This window comes from Halosaccharopolyspora lacisalsi, from assembly GCF_014137975.1.
GTDB lineage: Bacteria > Actinomycetota > Actinomycetes > Mycobacteriales > Pseudonocardiaceae > Halosaccharopolyspora > Halosaccharopolyspora lacisalsi.
In genome coordinates this window covers 381,616-398,379 of record NZ_JACGWZ010000001.1, presented here as the reverse complement: position 1 = coordinate 398,379, position 16,764 = coordinate 381,616, and the positions used below count along the sequence as shown (strand labels likewise).

Below are 16,764 nucleotides of genomic sequence, written 5' to 3'. Positions count from 1 at the left end.
CGTAAGCGATTGCTACGGCAAATCCACCCGATCGCCTCTCGGCCGTCATCGCCACGGACACATCATACGAAAGCGCTTGCGTAATCGCTTTCATATTTCACCGGCACCACGCCCTCACCGATGCGAGCGAAATCCTCGCCATCAGCGACGGGTGCGCCCGCGGGCACGCCACACGCACGACGCCGGATACCCGACGGCCAGCGCCGTGGCCAGCGCGGCGGCGACGGCCAACGGCACCGCCAACCCGTACCTGAACACGAGGTAACCGCCGAGGAGCGCCCCGCCGAAGATCGAGAGCACGGCACCGATCCTGCGGTTCAAGCGCGGATTGCGCCGCCCCGCCAGAAAGGAGTCGGCAGCCACGTCGGCCAGGGTGAGCGTGATGAGCGTGGTGGTCATGTCCGGGATCGCGAGCTTGCGCACGGTGGCGTTGCGCAGCCCCATGGCCATGGCCAGCAACATGATCAGAACCAGGATCTCGGTCTCCGTCAGTCCGGAGCCGTCCGCGGCGGCCACGCCGGCGGTACTCGCGGAGGCCGCCAGCAGGCTCGCCTCGAGCGCCAGCGCCACCGTCACCCACCGGAACTTGGTATGCCCGAGATCGGTCCTTAACCGTCCTCCCAGAACGGCTCCCACCAGGAAGGACAACAGCGCGGTCCCCGGGGCGCTCAACGAGAACCCCGGCACCTGCGCGGTGGAGATACCGAGAACGACGATATTACCGGTCATCTTCCCCAGGTACAGCCGCCCGAGCCCGAGGTAGCTGACCGCGTCGATGATGCCGCTGAGCACGGTCAGTCCCATGAGAACCGTGGGGAGGCCGCTGTCGGAGGGTTCGTGGGCGGACGCCCGACGGCGCTGGCTCGGAATCCGGGCCGATGACGCATCGGTGTCCGCGCCCGCTGTCGAAGCACTCATGATGGGGCCGTTCCGAAACGGAAGCAAAGCGGAAGCTCGGCAGCATTGACGAACGTGCGGACACGCCCGAAAATTACCGAGTCAAGGCACTCCCACACTAGCCACGACATTACCGATCGCCAACGAAAAATGACCGGAAACACTCGATCGTGTAAGAACTACTCTTTTTTTGTGACAAGAAAATGAATTACATATGAAGTTCTGTGCACAGCAGCGTTTTCGCCGTCATCGGAATGGAACAATCCTCGTCCGTGCGCGTGAGCCCTTCCGGGGCACCGACCACGCCCAGTGGTCACCTTCAGTGATTGAACAATGACCGATGCGTGACGACCGGTGCTGCGGATCGTGCCCCGGCGCCCGTCACTCAGCCACCGGCACCACCCATCGTGGGCATCGCGGGCTGGGCGGCGAAGAGGTCGAGGGCCATGCCAGCCGTGACGATCACTCCGATCCCGCCGAGCACCACGCCGCCCAGGGCCACGGCTCGCACCCACGGTTGAGTACTGGTGCGCCCGGCGCACACGGCCAGCGTCACACCGCCGATGAGCACGGCGACCAGGGCGAAGATGCCGTTGACGAACGCGGCCGTGTGCCAGGGAGTCCCGTACAGCGCCTCGACGGGATTGCCACCACCGCCGGAGCTCGCACTGATCTGACCGACGATCTCGCCGCGGGCGCGCAGCATGTCCCCGAGCGACGTCCCCGTCAGGGAGATCACCCCGAGGCCGGCACTGGCCACGGCCGCGGCACCCGCTCCGAAACCACCGGCGGCCTCGGTCCGCTGCGCGGCCGGCTGCTGCGCGACCTGCTCCGGCGTCGGCTGCTGCGTCGTCGCCTCTGCCGTCGGCTGCTGCGTCGTCGCCTCTGCCGTCGGCTGCTGCGTCGTCGCCTCCTGCGCCGACTCCTGCGGGGTCGACTCCTGCGTGGCATCCTCCCGCGACCGTTCGGCAGCCGACGGCTCTTCCGCCTTCTCCGCGGGGCTGTCGATGGTCTCCGTGCTCGTGGTGTCGTCGGAATTCATGGGGACAGCTTAAGGACGCCGGCTGACAGGAAGCTGAGACCAGCCTAATATCCTTCTTAAATTATCCCGTGATCCGAGCGGACCGGACGGGCGCGGCGAGCGCGTACCGCAAGACTAGAGCGAAAGCAGCACGGACGCCAGTACCTGTGGCGGTCGCTCTCCCGGTGCCTCGGTCGGCCCGGAAAACGAGCGTTGAACGAGACGATCGGTGAGTGTATGGTCACTCACCATGAGGGCGGATTCGAGGTCGACGGCCGAGGAGCGCCGGCGCACGGTCATCCACAGCGCGGTGACCGTGTTCGCCCGTTCCGGATACGCCACCAGTCCGGTCACCCGGGTGGCCGACCACGCCGGAATCTCCTCGGCGTACGTCATGAAGCTGTTCCCGCGCAAGGTCGACCTGTTCGTCGCGGCGATCGACGACTGCTACGACCGCATCGTCGACGTGCTCGAAAAGGCCGCCGACGAGGCCGGGCACGCGGAGGCCACCGAGGTCCTCGACCGCATGGGCGCGCGGTACGCCGAGCTGATCGCCGATCGCGACCTGTTGCTGCTCCAGGTGCAGGCACTGGCCACGACCCAGACCCCCGAGGTCGCCGCGGCCGTCCGCGAGGGCGTCGGAAGGATCACCTCACTGGCCACGTCCCGAGCAGGAGCCGACGCGAGCCAAGCTCAGGAGTTCGTCGCGCGCGGCCAGTTGTGCCACCTGCTGACCGCCGTAGACGCGTTCGACACCGATGCCGACTGGGCGGCCGCACTCACGACGGGCATCCGGCACGGCCCGGCTTCCTGATCCGTCCGACCGGATCGCCGAGGCGGGAACGACGCGCCCCGAGAAGTGAATGACCAGTCACTCACAACTTGGAGGACCGATGACCACGACCACCGGTGAACTGCACGTCGTGCTCGGCGCGGGCCCCGCGGGAACGACCACCGTGGACGAGCTGGTCGCGCGCGGACTCCGTGTACGCCACGTCAACCGCAGTCCGATCGAGAACGCCCCCGCCGGAGTCGAGACGGTGGAGGCCGACGTGTCCTCCCTCGACCGGGCGGTAGCCGCGACCAAAGGCGCCGCGACGATCTACCACGCCGTCGACGTGCCGTATCACCTCCAGAAGGAGTCGATGCCGGGAATCGGCCGGGCGGTGCTCACCGCCGCGGGCCGGAACGACGCCCGGCTCGTGGTGCTCGACACGCTCCACCCGTACGGCGAGGCGGACGGCGCGGCGATCACGGAGGACACTCCCCGGGCCGCGACGAGCGGGAAGGGCCGGATGCGCGCCGCGCTGGACCAGGACTACCTGGACGCGCACCGCACCGGTCACGCCCGAATCGCCCCGGGGCGAGCCGCCGACTTCTACGGTCCGCGCGTGCTGAACTCCACCCTCGGCGCGACGTTCTTCCCGGCCGTACTGACCGGAGAACCCGCACTCGGGTTCGGCGACACCACGCTGCCGCACAGCTACTCCTACCTGCCGGACGTCGCCCGTGGTCTCGCCGATCTCGGCACCGCCACCGCCGAGGCCGCGACCGGCCGGGTGTGGCACCTGCCCACGGTGCCCGCGGTCAGCACCGAGCACATCCACGAACTCGGCGAGCGGATCACCGGCAGGCAGCCCACCCCACTCGTGGACGGACTGAGCACCACCATCGACTGGTATGACGCCTTCCTGGCCGCGCAGTCGGCCACGGACAGCCCCTGAGAGATTGCTCCGATCCGACGTACCGGCCCCTCGGCGCGGCCCGGCCGGCACCGCGACTCCCAACCGTCACACCAGCGGCCGGCCCTTGCGCATCCGGCGGCGCAGGTCCGCGAGGAAGGCGTTGAGCGGGAACTGCCGCGCGCTCCTGGGCAGGCGCAGCGCCACCGCGCCGACGCCTCGGCAAACGCGGTCGAACCGGCGCTGGTCCTCGTCGCTCCAACGCAGCCCCAGCTGCTCGCGGAACGTCGCGGGAAGGAAGCCGGTGGTGACGAAGCGGTTGAACCGCCCGAACGGGATCCGCAGCACCGCGGGGAGGAAATCCAGAACGGCGACGGACAGCAGCAGCTCGCGCACCGGCTCGTCGACGGAGACCTTCCGCAGCCCCTCCTGCCAGTACTCCTCGAACTCGTCCCGGCTGCCCGGCCACTTCCCGGGCGGCACCTGCAACGTCGTCCCGAGCGGCGCGGAGGCCGCGTAAACGGCTTCCCGCTCGCCCGGCGAGAGCGACGCACCGGCCAGCGCCTCGTACGAGTCCTCGAAACCCTTGTACAGGCACGCGGCCACCCACAGCTGCAGCTGCGGGTCGAAGGCGTTGTAGCGCACCGAGCTGGATTCGCCGGAGCGGACGTGGACGTGCTGGCGGTTCACGGCCCGTCGGTAGGCTCTCTTCTCCTCTTCGCTGCCCATGGTGGCCACGGCGAGGTAGGTGAACGTGGTGCGGGCGCGCTTCCACGGGCGGCGGAACAGGTTCCCGCTGTCCACAGTGCTCTCAAGGACGCCGTGACCGACGCCGGGACGCCCGAGCTGCATGATGACGTTGGCCGCACCGGCCACGAGTCCGGCGCCGGTGACGAGGTCGTCGATCCGGCCCGCCGACCGCATCGCCGGAGTATCCATGACGCCCCTTCGTGCCGGAAGAACCTGCGCACAGACGTTAGCAGGTGCCGGAGCCGCGACTGGTTCCCTGCGCCGGTTCCCGGTCGAAGCGCCGCAGTTCGCGCACGCCGTCGGCAAGCGTGCGGTCGCCGAGCGCGCCGAGCACGGCCTGTTCGGCCTCCGCTGTCAGCTCGGCGAAGTAGGACTGCGCGTTCGCGGCGACCCGGCAGTCGTGCTCGTTGCCGGAGCGGCGGTTCCACAGCGGCTTGTCCCCCGTCGAGCAGCGGTAGATCTCGGCGAGGGTGATCTCCTCGACGGGCCGCGCCAACCGGGCCCCGCCGGAGCGTCCCTTGGCGCAGACGACGAGCCCGTCCTGCGCCAGCGGGGCGATCAGCTTGCGCACCAGGCTCGCGTTGGTGCCCATCTTGTCGGCGAGTTGAGCGGAGCTGAGCGTCGGGCTCCCCTCCTCGTCGGCGAGGGCGAGGATCAGCATCGCCGTCAGGGCGCTGGAAAAGCGGAGGTCCAGCACGCCGGCAACACCTCCCTCCGTCGCGAGCCCGGCGGCTCTCCCCGGGTGACGTCCCAGGCTAGCAACGTCCCCGGAGGCGCCCGCACATAAAAGTGTATCTTTACTAGGAACATTTTGTTTTCGCACGCACCAGGAGGACACCCGCATGTCCGCTCGCGCAGCGCAGGCACTCTCCCGTCCGTTCACCCTCGGATCGGTGGAGCTGCCGAACCGGCTGGTCATGGCCCCGATGACCCGGGACCAGTCCCCCGGCGGCGTTCCCGACGAGAACGTCGTCGCCTACTACGCCCGGCGCGCGGCCGCCGGAACCGGTCTGATCATCACCGAGGGCACCTACGTCGACGACCCCTCCGCCGGGGACCGGGAGAACGTGCCGCGCTTCCACGGAGAGGAAGCACTGGCAGGCTGGAGCAACGTCGTCTCCGCAGTGCACGAGGCCGGCGGCCGGATCATGCCGCAGCTGTGGCACGTCGGCATCCAGCGGCAGGCCGGCAAGCCGCCGTTCCCCGAGGCGCCCTCGGTCGGACCTTCCGGAATCGCGCTGGACGGCACCCCGGAGGCGGGCGAGGAGCTCTCGTCGGCCGACGTCGAACGCCTCGTCGAGTCCTTCGCCGAGGCCGCGCACCAGGCCGAGCGCATCGGCTTCGACGGCGTGGAGATCCACGGCGCGCACGGCTACCTGATCGACCAGTTCCTGTGGGAGCGCACCAACAGGCGCACCGACGCCTACGGCGGCTCCCCGGTCGAGCGCACCAAGTTCACCGCGGACATCGTCGCGGCCGTGCGTGAGCGGGTCTCGCCCGGCTTCCCCGTGGTCCTGCGGTTCTCGCAGTGGAAGGCCGACCACTACGGCGCCAAGCTCGCCGAGACCCCGGACGAGTTGCAGGCGATGCTCGCCCCGCTGACCGAAGCCGGGGTCGACGCCTTCCACGCCTCCGGGCGCCGCTACTGGGAGCCCGAGTTTCCCGAATCCGATTCAGAGCTGAACATCGGCGGGTGGACACGCAAGCTCACCGGAAAGCCGGTCATCACCGTCGGCTCGGTCGGGCTGGACACGGCGTTCGACCCCGCCACCCTCGGCAGCGGCGCGGGAACCAACGTGGGCAGCGTCGAGGGGCTGGCCGAGCGACTGGAGCGCGACGAGTTCGACCTCGTCGCCGTCGGCCGCGCGCTGCTGGCCGACCCGGAGTGGTCGCGGAAGGTGCTGGACGGCCGCGAGACCGAGCTCGTTCCGTTCACCCGGGCCGCGCTCACCACGCTGCACTGAGCGCGGTCCCGGTGGTGCGGGGCGGTGAGGGGATTCGAACCTCCCGCCCCGCTGGCCGCCGGAACCGTGACCCGCGCGGACAGGCGAGCTCCCCACCGCCCATCAGCGCAGTTCAACGGCCCTGCGCAGCATCACAGAACGACGGATCGAACGACTTCGGCCCACTCCGGTTCTCGACGTGCACAACACACGCGGTCTACGCCTCGGCGAGCGCTCGGTGCTGCACCGCCCACTCCGAGCGTCGCCACGTCTCCGGCATAGCGTCGAGTGACTCGGCGGCGGCTCGGCGGGCAGCCTCATGCTCGCCGAGGGCTTGCAGCACGAAACCCTTGTGCCCGGTGAGCACGCTCGGGGTGTACCAGTACGAGCTGTCGGGGAGTTCCTCGGCGGGCGGTAGCTGCTCGATCATGTGGTCGGCCTCGGCCAGTAGCCGGGCTGCTCGGTTCGTGTCCCGGCCGTAGGCGGCGATCTCGGCGCGCTGCACCGTCATGTAGGTCCGCAGTCCCGGATCGACGCGGCTTTCCCGGCCTGCGGCGTCTGCCAAAGAGGCGGCCGTAGGGATGTCGTCGACGAGCATCGCCCGGTAGGCGTTGAAGCTGAGCGCAGTTGCCAGACGTAGCGGGTCGTCGGCTTGCACTGCCAGCACGGCGGCGCGGTCGAGATGGGCGCGGGACTCGTCCCACTGTCCGCGGGGAATGGCCAGCCACCCGCGGTACTGGGCGATTTCGGAAGCCAGCCCGAGCGCGGTCGAGTGCAACCCGCTCGGGGCGTTGTCGGCGAGCCGGTCGGCGAGCCGGGCCTGAGCCACCACCGAGGGCAGCACGTCGGCGGCGCTGGTCTCGTCCTCCAGGCGACGCACGGCGGCCAGTGTGCCGGCCAGCGCATCCAGGACCGGTTGGTCGACGCGGCGGGCGCACCCGGACACGTGCTCGACGCGGGCCTGCTCATCAGGGCTCCATACTCGCGCCGGGTCGAGTTCGATCGTATGTGGCTGCTTCAACGGTTCGTGAGACGGACCGGACGCGATGAATCCGAGCTCGGTGTCCTGGTCAGCGCCGAGGACGGCTCGCAGGGCCGCACGGTAGTCGCGGTTCGGGCGGCGCACGGTGCCGCGTTCGTAGCGGGCGATGGCCTGCTCGTCCAACGCGCCCGGGCGGTCGGTGTGCTCGGTAAGCCAAGTGTTCACGGCTTCGGCGAGTTCGGCCCGCGACAGGCACGCACCCGGAACCCTCGGCGACGGGGTGGCCTGGCGGGCGGCGTGCAGACGTTCGTTACGGCCCATACCGGGTGATGTTGCCACGTGACCACCGATGCCCATAACTGCCTGACCTCCTGCCCTGAGGCCGTCAGGGTCGATCGGGCGATGTTGTAACCATGAACGCGCAGTCATCGACCCCGCACACAGCGCCGTATTCGTCCGAGGGCAGCGACCCTGCCGGGGAAGTGTGCGAACCGGTGCTCCGGTGGGAGCGGGTCACGCTCGCGTACGGGCCGCCCGCGTCGAGCCGGCGGGACACGTGGGTGGACCACCAGGGTTACGTCCACGAACGCCGACCCGGCTCGCACGACCGGATCTCGCGCTGCGGCAAAACGATGGGGCCGAACAACCCCGCCCCGCCCGCACGGGCCTGCAGCGAATGCGTCAACGCCTACCTGCGGGTCTACGCCGCCAACCACGACTGCCGGACAAGCCAGTGCACCCACCGAGGTGCCCCGTAAAAGGCCCGGCCCGGCGCCGACACCCCGAACGTTCCGGCATCGAGTCGTCGCTGCCGGGCGGTGCGTGCCCCGTGCGCATCGCCCGGCGGTTCCACCCGCTGGCGAACCCGCCGACACCGGCAAGCGACCGAGCCGGTCAGCGCGCCGCCTCCCTCAACGGGCCGGAGCCGATCATGTGAGCACTCACCGGATAGGAGTCCGGCCCTTCGCTCCCCGGAGCAGCGCGGATCTTGTTCAGGAGTGCTCTACCCACCAAGACTCCCTCGTCCAGGTGGATCCTCACGTCCACGGGTTGGTCCCGGTTCATCAGTTCGTCGGATTCTTCCCAGCTCACGCACGTGTCCAGGTACCAGAAGCCCTGGCCGGGGCCATCGTCCAGGGCGATCTCGCAAGGACGGTCCTGGTCGTCGTCGCCGACCCGGCACGTACCGGTTGCCGTGTTCACGCTGACCTCCGGTTGGTCTGTCGTTGCTCCCACGATGCGCGCGCTTCAGTGAGCGAGGAGGAATTCGGCCAGGCCTGGGCTCACGCGGTCGGCGCGGACGAGCACGGTAGATGGGTCGCGCTCGCGGTGGCGCGGGTGGTTCCGCCGGTGGTACGAAACACCCCGAACAGCAAAGAACCCCCAGCGCACTGGGGGTTCTCGCAAGAGTGGAGCTGAGGGGATTCGAACCCCTGACCCTCTGACTGCCAGTCAGATGCGCTACCGCTGCGCCACAGCCCCCTGTTTCCTTGTCACGATGCTCAGTGGGTGTTGACCCCTGCTCATCGCTTGCAGGAGATACTTTACAACAGGCTCTCAAGGCCCCCGAACGGGGGGTCCCCCTTTTCGCGGCTTACCCATCGGCGACCACGCCTGCTACACCGAGAGTCGTGACCACAGCACAGCGCGTATCAACACCCCTGACGGAACCGGCGACCGAGGGCCTCGATCCCGAACAGCGCCGCAACCTACAGCAGCACCGGCTACGAAGACTCGTCCAGCGCCTGCTGGAAACCGGCGGCGTCCAAGCGGCACGGCTGCGCGACTGCGGCGTCGAGCGGGGCGTCGACGTCAGCCTGGAGGAGCTGCACGAGCTGCCGTTCGTCACCAAGCAGGACTTCTGGGAGTACTACCCCTTCGGCCTGCGTGCCGCTCCCGAGGACGACATCGTCTGCGTCCACGGCACGTCGGGCACTCGGGGAAGACCGACCCTGGCTCCTTACACGGCCCACGACCTGGACGTCTGGAGTCGGGTCATGGCTCGGGCTCTGGGCGGAGCGGGGGCGACCCGCCGCAGCACGGTGCACTCCGCCTACAGCTACGGCCTGTTCACCGGCGGGCTGGGAGTGCACCACGGGGCGACGAGGCTGGGAGCCACCGCGCTGCCCGCCGCGGGAAGCGCCACCGACCGACAGGCACGGCTGCTCCTCGACCTGCGCCCGGACGTCCTGTGCTGCACCCCCTCCTACGCGCTCTATCTCGGTGAGTCGCTGCGGTACACAGGGATCACCCCGGACCAGCTGCCCCCGCGGGTCGGGCTGTTCGGCGCGGAGCCCTGGACCGAGGAGATGCGGCTGGAGATCGAGCAACTGCTCGGCCTGGAAGCGCTGAACATCTACGGACTCACCGAGATCATCGGACCCGGAGTGGCGTGCGAGTCCCTGGACTCGGCGGGCATGCTCAACATCGCCGAGGACCACTTCTACCCCGAGGTCGTCGGCCCGGACGGCGTACCGCTCCCGGAGGGCGAGGCCGGCGAGCTGGTGTTCACCACGCTGACCAAGACCGGCCTGCCCCTGCTGCGCTACCGCACCGGTGACATCGCCTCGATCAGCGGACCGGTGCCGGACTCCCCCCGCACCCTGCGCCGGATGACGCGCGTCCTGGGCAGACGGGACGACATGCTGGTCATTCGCGGGGTCAACGTGTTCCCCACCGAGATCGAGACCGTGCTGCTGACCGATCCGCGGGTGGCTCCGCACTACGTGGTGGTCGAGGACCGCCGGGACCCCTCCCATCCGGAGCTGCGCGTCGGCGTGGAGCAGCACTCCCCCGCCGAGGACACCGAGACGCTCGAACGCGACCTCGCCGTGGCGCTGCGCGAGCGTCTCGGCATCACCTGCGTCGTGCGGGTGCTCGAACCGAACCGCCTTCCCCGCGCGGAGGACGGTGAGAAGCCCGAGAAGGGCAGTCCACGGCCGATACGCTGGGATCACGGCGCGGCCCCCCTACCGGGCCTGGAGTGAGCGCTATCCGGCCTGACCGCGTTCGCTGGGCAGACCGCGCGTGTTGGATGCCTTGACGAACTCCGCTCGCGGGTCGTGCAGCTCGCCGAGCGCGACCACCTGACGCCGGAACGGCAGCTCCATCAACCAGTCCCCGATGATGCGTGCCTTGCGCGAGGCCGTGGGCATCTTCGCGACGTGGTACGCCCGGTGCAGCATCCACGCGGACAGCCCCTTGAGCCGGATGCCGTAGACCTCGGCCGCCCCCTGGAACAGGCCCAGCCCGGCGACCGAACCCGCGTACTTGTGCTTGTAGTCGCTCAGCTCCCGCCCCCGCAGCAGAGCGACGACGTTGTCGGCGAGCACCCGCGCCTGGCGGACCGCGTGCTGGGCGGAAGGAGCACAGGTCGCGTCGGGTTCGCTGCTGGTCAGGTCGGGGACCGCGGAGCAGTCACCCGCCGCGAACACGTCGCTGGTGCCGCGGACCTGAAGCTTGGTGGTGCACTCGACACGACCCTTGCCGTCGCGGGGCAGGTCGCTCTCCTCCAGCATCGGGTGCGCCTTGACTCCCGCGGTCCACACGATGGTGTCGGCGTCGAACTCGTCGGAGTCGGAAAGCACGACGTGGCCGTTCTCGAAGGTCTTGGCGGTGGTTTCGAGCTTGACCTCGATACCGCGCTCCTCCAGTCGGCGACGGGTGTAGACGCCCATCCGCTCGCTGACCTCGGGCATGATCCGCCCCATGGCCTCCACCAGGACCCATCGCATGTCCCGCACCGCGATCGTGGGGTAGTAGCGCGTCGCGTACCGGGCCATGCTCTCCAGCTCGGCCATCGCCTCGATACCGGCGTAGCCACCGCCGACGAACAGGAAGGTCAGCAGCTTGCGCCGCAGTTCCGGGTCCGTGGTGGTGGCGGCGGCGTCCAACCGGGAGAGCACGTGATTGCGCAGGTAGATGGCCTCACCGATGGTCTTGAAGCCGATCCCCTCGTCGCCCAGTCCCGGGATCGGCAGGGACCGCGAGATCGAGCCGGGCACCACCACCAGGATGTCGTACTCCAGTTGCTCGACCTTGCCGTCGGCCAGCTGGGCGGTCAGGCAACGACGGGAGTGGTCGATGCCGGTGACCATGGCCGTGAGGACCTCGCTGCTTCGCAGGGCCTCGCGCAGCGGGACCACCACGTGGCGGGGTTCCACCGATCCGGCGGCCGCTTCGGGCAGGAACGGTTGGTAGGTCATGTGCGGCTGGGCGTCGACGACGGTGATGTCGGCCTCGCCCTCTATCAGCTTCGACTGAAGGCGCAGGGCGGCCGTCAATCCCGTGTGACCACCCCCCACGACGACGATGCGCGGTTTGCGTCCGCGCCGCTGTGCCACGGATTCAGGCATGGTGGTCGGCTCCTCTCGCGCCGGCGCGGGTCCGACGAGGATCCACTTCCCGCTCGGGATGGCGCCGAAGGTATTCCTGCTCCAGCTCGCGGGTGCGCTCATTGTGCTCGTTGAGCGCGTCGGCCGCACCGTGCAGGAACGTCTCGTGTCGCGTTTCGTGGAGGTGCCGAAGCTCTCTCGCCAACGCCTCCTCGGAGAGCGCGGTTGCCTCGATTCCGCTGTCCATGTCCGCCTCCAGTACCGGCATCGCGGCTACCGACAGCGGTCTACCCCATCCGGGGCCCACGGACACATGGGTTATCGGCCGGCGCTCCGCTCGGGCTCGTCCGCGGCGCGGTCGTCCCCCTCGTCCCGATGATGTTCGGCGGCCGGTTTCCGCAGCGTCTCCGGCGCGGCCAACCACATCAGCAGTGCCGCCGCGGTGACGAGTCCCGTGACCCCGAACGCGGCGCGGAAGGAGAGGACGTCGGCCAGGGCCCCGGCCATCGGCGGGCCGAGAATCGCGCCCACGTCGGCGGCCATCTGGAACGTCGCCAGTACCGGGCCACCCCTGCCCCTGGCCCCGACGATGTCGGCGACCGCCGCGCTCTGCGCCGGGGTCATCAGCCCGGTACCGACACCCGCCACCAGCGAGGCGCCGAGCAACAGCGGCGCCGACTCCGCGAACCCGAGCGAGGCGCTGCCCAGCGCGGCGACGGCCAGCCCCGTCAGCACCAGCGGCTTACGCCCCCGGGAGTCGGCGAGACGTCCGGCCACCAGCAGGACCGCGGCGTTGCCCACGGCGAACACCGACAGGGCCGCACCGGACATGGACTGCGACAGGTGCAGCGCCTGCGTGACGAACAGCGGCACCAGGGCGATGCGCACTCCCTGGACCGTCCATCCCTTGCTGAAGTTCGACAGCAGCGCCGAGCGGTAGGCGTGCTCGCCGAGCGCCTCCCGGATGGTGATGACCGGGGCACCGTCGTCGCCCTCCTTCGCGGCCAGCGCGGAGTTGCGCAGCATCAACCAGCCGAGGAACGCCGCCAGGTAGAGCGCGATGCCGTAGACCAGGAACGGCAGTCGCAGCGAGTAGCCGATCATGACGCCACCCACGATCGGTCCCGAGATGCTGCCGAGCAGGAAGCTCGTTCCCCACATGCCGGACGCGCGCCCGCGCAGGTGCGGCGGAGCCAGACGGATCAGCAGCGCCAGTCCCGAGACCGTGAACATCGTCGAGCCGATCCCGCCCAGGCCGCGGAACAGCAGTAGCTGCCAGTACGACTGGGCGAAGGCGCAGGCCGTGCTGCTGAGCCCGACGATGAAGATGCCCCAGACGTAGATCGGGCGCTCCCCGAGCCAGGAAACCAGCTTCCCGCTGGCCGGGGCGAAGACCAGCCGCATGAACGCGAAGGCGCTGACGATCAGCGAGGCAGCCGTGACCCCGACGTCGAAGCTCGTGGCGAAGGTCGGCAACGCGGGCGAGACGATGCCCATCCCCACGGCGATGATGAAGCTGCCCGTGACGAGGATCCAGATCTCCGGGGGCAGGCGCTCACGTGTTCGCGTGCTCGCACCGCCCGCTGCCGAATCGCTCGACACCGCGCCTCCACTCGTCGCCGCAGAACGGGCCGCTCCGGCCCCTGCGAACAAGTCCGGGCGTCCCCGGAAAAATTCCCTCGACCACTCGGAGCGTTCACCTCGCGCCGTGACAGTGACCGGCGCATCGGAGCTCGGCTCGTCGTTCCGCGAAGGGTCCGTGCTGTGCCACAAGCCGGTCGTGCCAGCACCACGAGCCGTGGGCACCACCGCGCACGAACACGACGGACGATCACCGCTGGCCGGCCCGTCCGCACTCGTCCACGCAAACGTCTCCGACCAGGCGGGGGCGGCTCGCCGGCACCGTCACGACTGTCTCGCCGCCGCTTCCAGGGCCGCGCGCATCGCGCTGCGGTAATGCTTCGGGACTTCGTCGACCCGCATTCCCCAGCCGTCCTCGCCCAATCCCAGAAAGGCGATGAGCGCGGCGTCGAGCTGCCTCCGTCCACGTCCCGTATCGGCCGTTTCCAGTAACCCGACCGTGACATTTCTGACGTCATCCATGCGGGGATCTTATCCAGCCGGAGACGCCCTCACCGCCATACGCGGTCGATCACTCCCCGAACGGGAGTGCGCAGCGGGTTCAGCCCGACGACGAACCCGTTCCGGGCACTAGTCCAGCAGCTCGTCGACGCGGCGGGCGTAGGCGGTGACGGCGTAGGCGGTCTCGAAACCACACGATTCCGCGAAACGCTCCGCCGAGCCGCCCTCCTCGGCGTACGCGGCCACCATCCGCGCTCCGCGCTCACGCGCGTCGGCGACGACCTGCGCCGCGAGGGCGCTGCCCGCACCGCGCCCACGGCGTCCGGGCCGAACCACGACCTGCTCCACGAGACCGATCCCGTGCTCGGTGAATCCCTGCGCGAACCCGGCGACACGTTCGACCTCGGGATCGTCGAGCACGCGCACCGTGCAACGGGAGTCGTCGATCCGATAGCGGAAATTGCGCGCCAGGAGCGCCTCGCCCGAATCCGACAGTCCCATCTCGTCTGCCAGCAGTGCGGCGATGCCGGCCACGTCGGTCTCCCGCGCCGCGCGTGGCGAACCCCACCTTCCCGTCGAGGCGTCCGCACCTCCGGCACGGTGCAGCAGGGCGACGTTCTCCTCGACGGCACGCCATCCGGCGTCGTCGGCGATCCCCTCGATCTCGACGAGGGTCGTCGGCGAGGCGTGGACGACGGCTTCCGAACGCCCGGCCTCGGCGAAGGTGTCCTCCAGCCGGAGCAGGGTGCTGGCGACCTCGGCGAGCGTGCCCCACAGCGCGCAGGCATGATTACCACCGGTCAGCGGATTGCCTTCGTTGACGACCACGCTCGCGGCACCGACCTTGCCGATGCTGCCGTTGCGAACCGCCCCCGACGCCAACCGCGCGGTCTCGACGAGGCCGGCCAGTTCGCGTGCCTGCCTGGGATGCAGCAGTTCCTCGTCGTCGGGGTCATACAGCGGGTCCACTCCCCCATTCTCGTCTCCGGGAGAACGCCCGCCCGAACCCCGGTGGGACGACCTCTAGGATTTCCCCGGGGCGAGAACCCGCGAGAGTCCGGAGGTACAGCGTGACCGAAACGGCGGACTGCGTCTTCTGCAAGATCGTCGCAGGCGAGATGACCGCAACGACCGTCAGCGAGACCGAGCGCACGCTGGGTTTCCGCGACATCAACCCGCAGGCACCGACGCATGTGCTGATCATCCCGAAGACCCACTACGCTACGGCGGCGGACACCGCGGCGGCCGACAACGGCCTGCTCGACGAGCTGGTGAGTGAGGCGCACCGCATCGCCGAGGAGGACGGCGTCGCCGATGCGGGCTACCGGCTCGTGCTCAACACCGGCACCGAGGCGGGCCAGACGGTGCATCACGTGCACTGCCACCTGATCGGGGGCCGCCCCCTCTCCTGGCCCCCCGGCTGAGCCGTCCACCAGGCGGTGGTCTCGCGCGAAACCGGACCATCGAGCTCGGTGAAGTCACGGTTTCGCGCGAAGTCGTCCGATCCGCGGGAAAGGAGTCGTGCTTGCACACCACGGCTCCTCCAGCGGTCCCTCGGGCCCCCCGCCCTCCCGTCCGGGCGGACGGCCTCGCACCGCTGGCCAAGACCCCGGTGCTGCTGATCGCCGCACTCCTCGGAAGCGCACTGCTGCTGACCAGCGGACACTACGGATACTTCGCCGACGAGTTGTACTTCCTCGCCGCCGGCGACCACCTGTCCTGGGGATACGCGGACCAGCCACCGGCCTTGCCGCTCCTGGCACGGCTGGCCGAGACGCTGGCGCCGGACTCGGTGGTGGTGCTGCGGACCCCGGCGATGCTGGCCGCGGTCGCGACCGTGTTCACGACCGCTCTCATCGCGCGCGAGCTCGGGGGAGATCGCCGCGCCCAGACCCTGGCTGCCGGGGCGTGCGCGACCGCGAACCAGTTCATCACCGCCGGACATTTCCTGCTGACGTGGTCGATCGACCCCGTGATGTGGACGCTGGTCAGCTGGCTGCTCGTGCGCTGGGTACGGCTGCACGACCGGGGTGAGGACGACGACCGCCTGCTGCTGTGGGCGGGCGTGGTCACGGCGGTGGCCATGCAGGTCAAGCTGCTGATCCCGGCTTTCTGGCTGACGGCGGGGGTAGCGGTGCTGTTCGTCGGCCCCCGGCGCCTGCTGTCCCGCCCCAAGCTGTGGTGGGGGGCGGCCGTCGCGGTGCTCTCAGCGGTCCCGACCGCGCTGTGGCAGGCGAACAACGGCTGGCCGCAGCTGCGGATGGCCCACGTCGTCTCCTCGGAGACCTTCGACCTCTGGGTCTTCCTGCGTTCGGCGACCGACGGTGCCGGGTTCGTCGGAGCCGTGCTGGTGTGCTTCGGGTTGTGGCGACTGCTGCGGTCGCGGGAGCTGAGGCCCTACCGGTTCCTCGGATGGACCACCGTGGCGCTGACCGCGATATTCGCGCTCAGCGGCGGCCGTTCCTACTACGTGGCGGGTTTCTACGGGTTGCTGTTCGCGGTGGCGACGGTGGAGCTGCAACGCCGACGGGAGGAACGCGAGAACTCGCGGTGGAGCTGGATCGCCTCCCCCGCCTACGCCGTATCGGCCTGCCTGGCAGTCTCGGCGCTGCCCCTGACTCCGGCCTCCGCCGTCGCGAGCTCCAACGTGCTCGGCAGGGGCAGTCTCGGCTGGCAGCGCGTCACGTCCCAGGTGGCCGAGGTTCACCGGAACCTGCCACCGGAGCAGCGCCGGGCCACCGCCGTGATCACCCACGACTACTGGTCGGCCTCGGCCATCCACCACTACGGCCCCGAGCTGGGCATCCCCCGCGTCCACAGCGGCAGCCGGGGCTTCGGCTACTTCGGCCACCCCCGCGAGGGCACCGACCAGGTGCTCTACCTCGACGGGAGCCGCGAGTACCTGGAGCGGTTCTTTCACGACGTCACCCTGGCGGGGAAGATCCACACGCGCCTGCCCACCTACTACGACGGCAAACCGATCTGGCTGGCCGAGGACCCGAAGCAGCCCTGGGACAGCCTCTGGCCGCGAATGAGCTACATGAGCCTGTGGGGTCCGTGAGCGCGGTTCCGC

17 protein-coding genes and 1 tRNA gene are annotated in these 16,764 nt (G+C 69.7%); 6 read left to right on the top strand and 12 right to left on the bottom strand.

Annotation, left to right across the window (positions count from 1 at the left end; genetic code table 11):
- Window positions 1-141: 141 nt before the first annotated feature.
- Together FHX42_RS01940 and FHX42_RS01935 are read right to left on the bottom strand one after the other, a co-directional pair.
- Window positions 142-918 (bottom strand): YoaK family protein, encoded by a 777-nt coding sequence (locus tag FHX42_RS01940; RefSeq protein ID WP_182542445.1) that lies wholly within the window; start codon window positions 916-918, stop codon window positions 142-144.
- Between the two features lie 364 nt (window positions 919-1,282).
- Window positions 1,283-1,939 carry a hypothetical protein gene (locus FHX42_RS01935; RefSeq protein ID WP_182542444.1) on the bottom strand — a complete coding sequence of 219 codons (657 nt, stop codon included), beginning with the start codon at window positions 1,937-1,939 and terminating at the stop codon, window positions 1,283-1,285.
- A 229-nt stretch (window positions 1,940-2,168) separates the two neighbouring features.
- On the opposite strand from FHX42_RS01935, the gene FHX42_RS01930 reads away from it, so the two are divergent.
- Together FHX42_RS01930 and FHX42_RS01925 are read left to right on the top strand one after the other, a co-directional pair.
- Complete coding sequence (locus tag FHX42_RS01930) at window positions 2,169-2,732, top strand: TetR/AcrR family transcriptional regulator (RefSeq protein WP_220479435.1); 564 nt, start codon at window positions 2,169-2,171, stop codon at window positions 2,730-2,732.
- Between the two features lie 79 nt (window positions 2,733-2,811).
- Window positions 2,812-3,642 carry an NAD-dependent epimerase/dehydratase family protein gene (locus FHX42_RS01925; protein WP_182542443.1) on the top strand — a complete coding sequence of 277 codons (831 nt, stop codon included), beginning with the start codon at window positions 2,812-2,814 and terminating at the stop codon, window positions 3,640-3,642.
- Between the two features lie 66 nt (window positions 3,643-3,708).
- On the opposite strand, the gene FHX42_RS01920 is transcribed toward FHX42_RS01925, so the two are convergent.
- Both FHX42_RS01920 and FHX42_RS01915 read right to left on the bottom strand, forming a co-directional pair.
- Window positions 3,709-4,539, bottom strand: coding sequence for an oxygenase MpaB family protein (locus FHX42_RS01920; RefSeq protein ID WP_235986874.1), 831 nt, complete (start codon window positions 4,537-4,539; stop codon window positions 3,709-3,711).
- A 37-nt stretch (window positions 4,540-4,576) separates the two neighbouring features.
- Window positions 4,577-5,047 carry an RrF2 family transcriptional regulator gene (locus tag FHX42_RS01915; RefSeq protein WP_182542442.1) on the bottom strand — a complete coding sequence of 157 codons (471 nt, stop codon included), beginning with the start codon at window positions 5,045-5,047 and terminating at the stop codon, window positions 4,577-4,579.
- A gap of 145 nt (window positions 5,048-5,192) precedes the next feature.
- Here FHX42_RS01915 and FHX42_RS01910 point away from each other — a divergent pair, with 145 nt between their 5' ends.
- A complete protein-coding gene (locus FHX42_RS01910; RefSeq protein ID WP_182542441.1) occupies window positions 5,193-6,314 on the top strand; it encodes an NADH:flavin oxidoreductase in 1,122 nt (373 codons plus the stop codon).
- Window positions 6,315-6,510: 196 nt separating this feature from the next.
- Here FHX42_RS01910 and FHX42_RS01905 read toward each other — a convergent pair whose 3' ends face one another.
- The 3 genes from FHX42_RS01905 to FHX42_RS01895 form a co-directional block, all read right to left on the bottom strand.
- Window positions 6,511-7,596 (bottom strand): XRE family transcriptional regulator, encoded by a 1,086-nt coding sequence (locus FHX42_RS01905; protein ID WP_182542440.1) that lies wholly within the window; start codon window positions 7,594-7,596, stop codon window positions 6,511-6,513.
- A 573-nt stretch (window positions 7,597-8,169) separates the two neighbouring features.
- Window positions 8,170-8,478: a hypothetical protein gene (locus FHX42_RS01900; RefSeq protein WP_182542439.1), complete on the bottom strand. Its 309-nt coding sequence runs from the start codon at window positions 8,476-8,478 to the stop codon at window positions 8,170-8,172.
- 207 nt (window positions 8,479-8,685) lie between these two features.
- Window positions 8,686-8,757: transfer RNA gene (locus FHX42_RS01895), tRNA-Ala, on the bottom strand.
- 149 nt (window positions 8,758-8,906) lie between these two features.
- Here FHX42_RS01895 and FHX42_RS01890 point away from each other — a divergent pair.
- Window positions 8,907-10,262, top strand: a complete 1,356-nt coding sequence (locus FHX42_RS01890) for a phenylacetate--CoA ligase family protein (protein ID WP_182542438.1) — start codon at window positions 8,907-8,909, stop codon at window positions 10,260-10,262.
- A 3-nt stretch (window positions 10,263-10,265) separates the two neighbouring features.
- On the opposite strand, the gene FHX42_RS01885 is transcribed toward FHX42_RS01890, so the two are convergent.
- From FHX42_RS01885 to FHX42_RS01865, 5 genes are all read right to left on the bottom strand, one after another.
- The gene (locus tag FHX42_RS01885) at window positions 10,266-11,630 is read right to left on the bottom strand and encodes an NAD(P)/FAD-dependent oxidoreductase (protein ID WP_182542437.1); all 1,365 of its coding nucleotides are present in this window, start codon (window positions 11,628-11,630) and stop codon (window positions 10,266-10,268) included.
- Window positions 11,623-11,856: a DUF6158 family protein gene (locus FHX42_RS01880; protein ID WP_182542436.1), complete on the bottom strand. Its 234-nt coding sequence runs from the start codon at window positions 11,854-11,856 to the stop codon at window positions 11,623-11,625. The genes FHX42_RS01885 and FHX42_RS01880 overlap by 8 nt, the downstream gene beginning before the upstream one ends.
- A gap of 71 nt (window positions 11,857-11,927) precedes the next feature.
- On the bottom strand, window positions 11,928-13,211 hold the full coding sequence (locus tag FHX42_RS01875; protein WP_328795843.1) for an MFS transporter: 1,284 nt from the start codon (window positions 13,209-13,211) through the stop codon (window positions 11,928-11,930).
- A 303-nt stretch (window positions 13,212-13,514) separates the two neighbouring features.
- Window positions 13,515-13,712, bottom strand: coding sequence for a hypothetical protein (locus FHX42_RS01870; RefSeq protein WP_182542435.1), 198 nt, complete (start codon window positions 13,710-13,712; stop codon window positions 13,515-13,517).
- Window positions 13,713-13,820: 108 nt separating this feature from the next.
- Window positions 13,821-14,660: a GNAT family N-acetyltransferase gene (locus tag FHX42_RS01865; RefSeq protein ID WP_182542434.1), complete on the bottom strand. Its 840-nt coding sequence runs from the start codon at window positions 14,658-14,660 to the stop codon at window positions 13,821-13,823.
- A 149-nt stretch (window positions 14,661-14,809) separates the two neighbouring features.
- Between FHX42_RS01865 and FHX42_RS01860 the strand changes: the two genes are divergently transcribed.
- Both FHX42_RS01860 and FHX42_RS01855 read left to right on the top strand, forming a co-directional pair.
- Window positions 14,810-15,115, top strand: coding sequence for an HIT domain-containing protein (locus FHX42_RS01860; protein ID WP_220479752.1), 306 nt, complete (start codon window positions 14,810-14,812; stop codon window positions 15,113-15,115).
- Window positions 15,116-15,405: 290 nt separating this feature from the next.
- Window positions 15,406-16,752 (top strand): ArnT family glycosyltransferase, encoded by a 1,347-nt coding sequence (locus tag FHX42_RS01855; RefSeq protein ID WP_407926202.1) that lies wholly within the window; start codon window positions 15,406-15,408, stop codon window positions 16,750-16,752.
- Window positions 16,753-16,764: the final 12 nt, after the last annotated feature.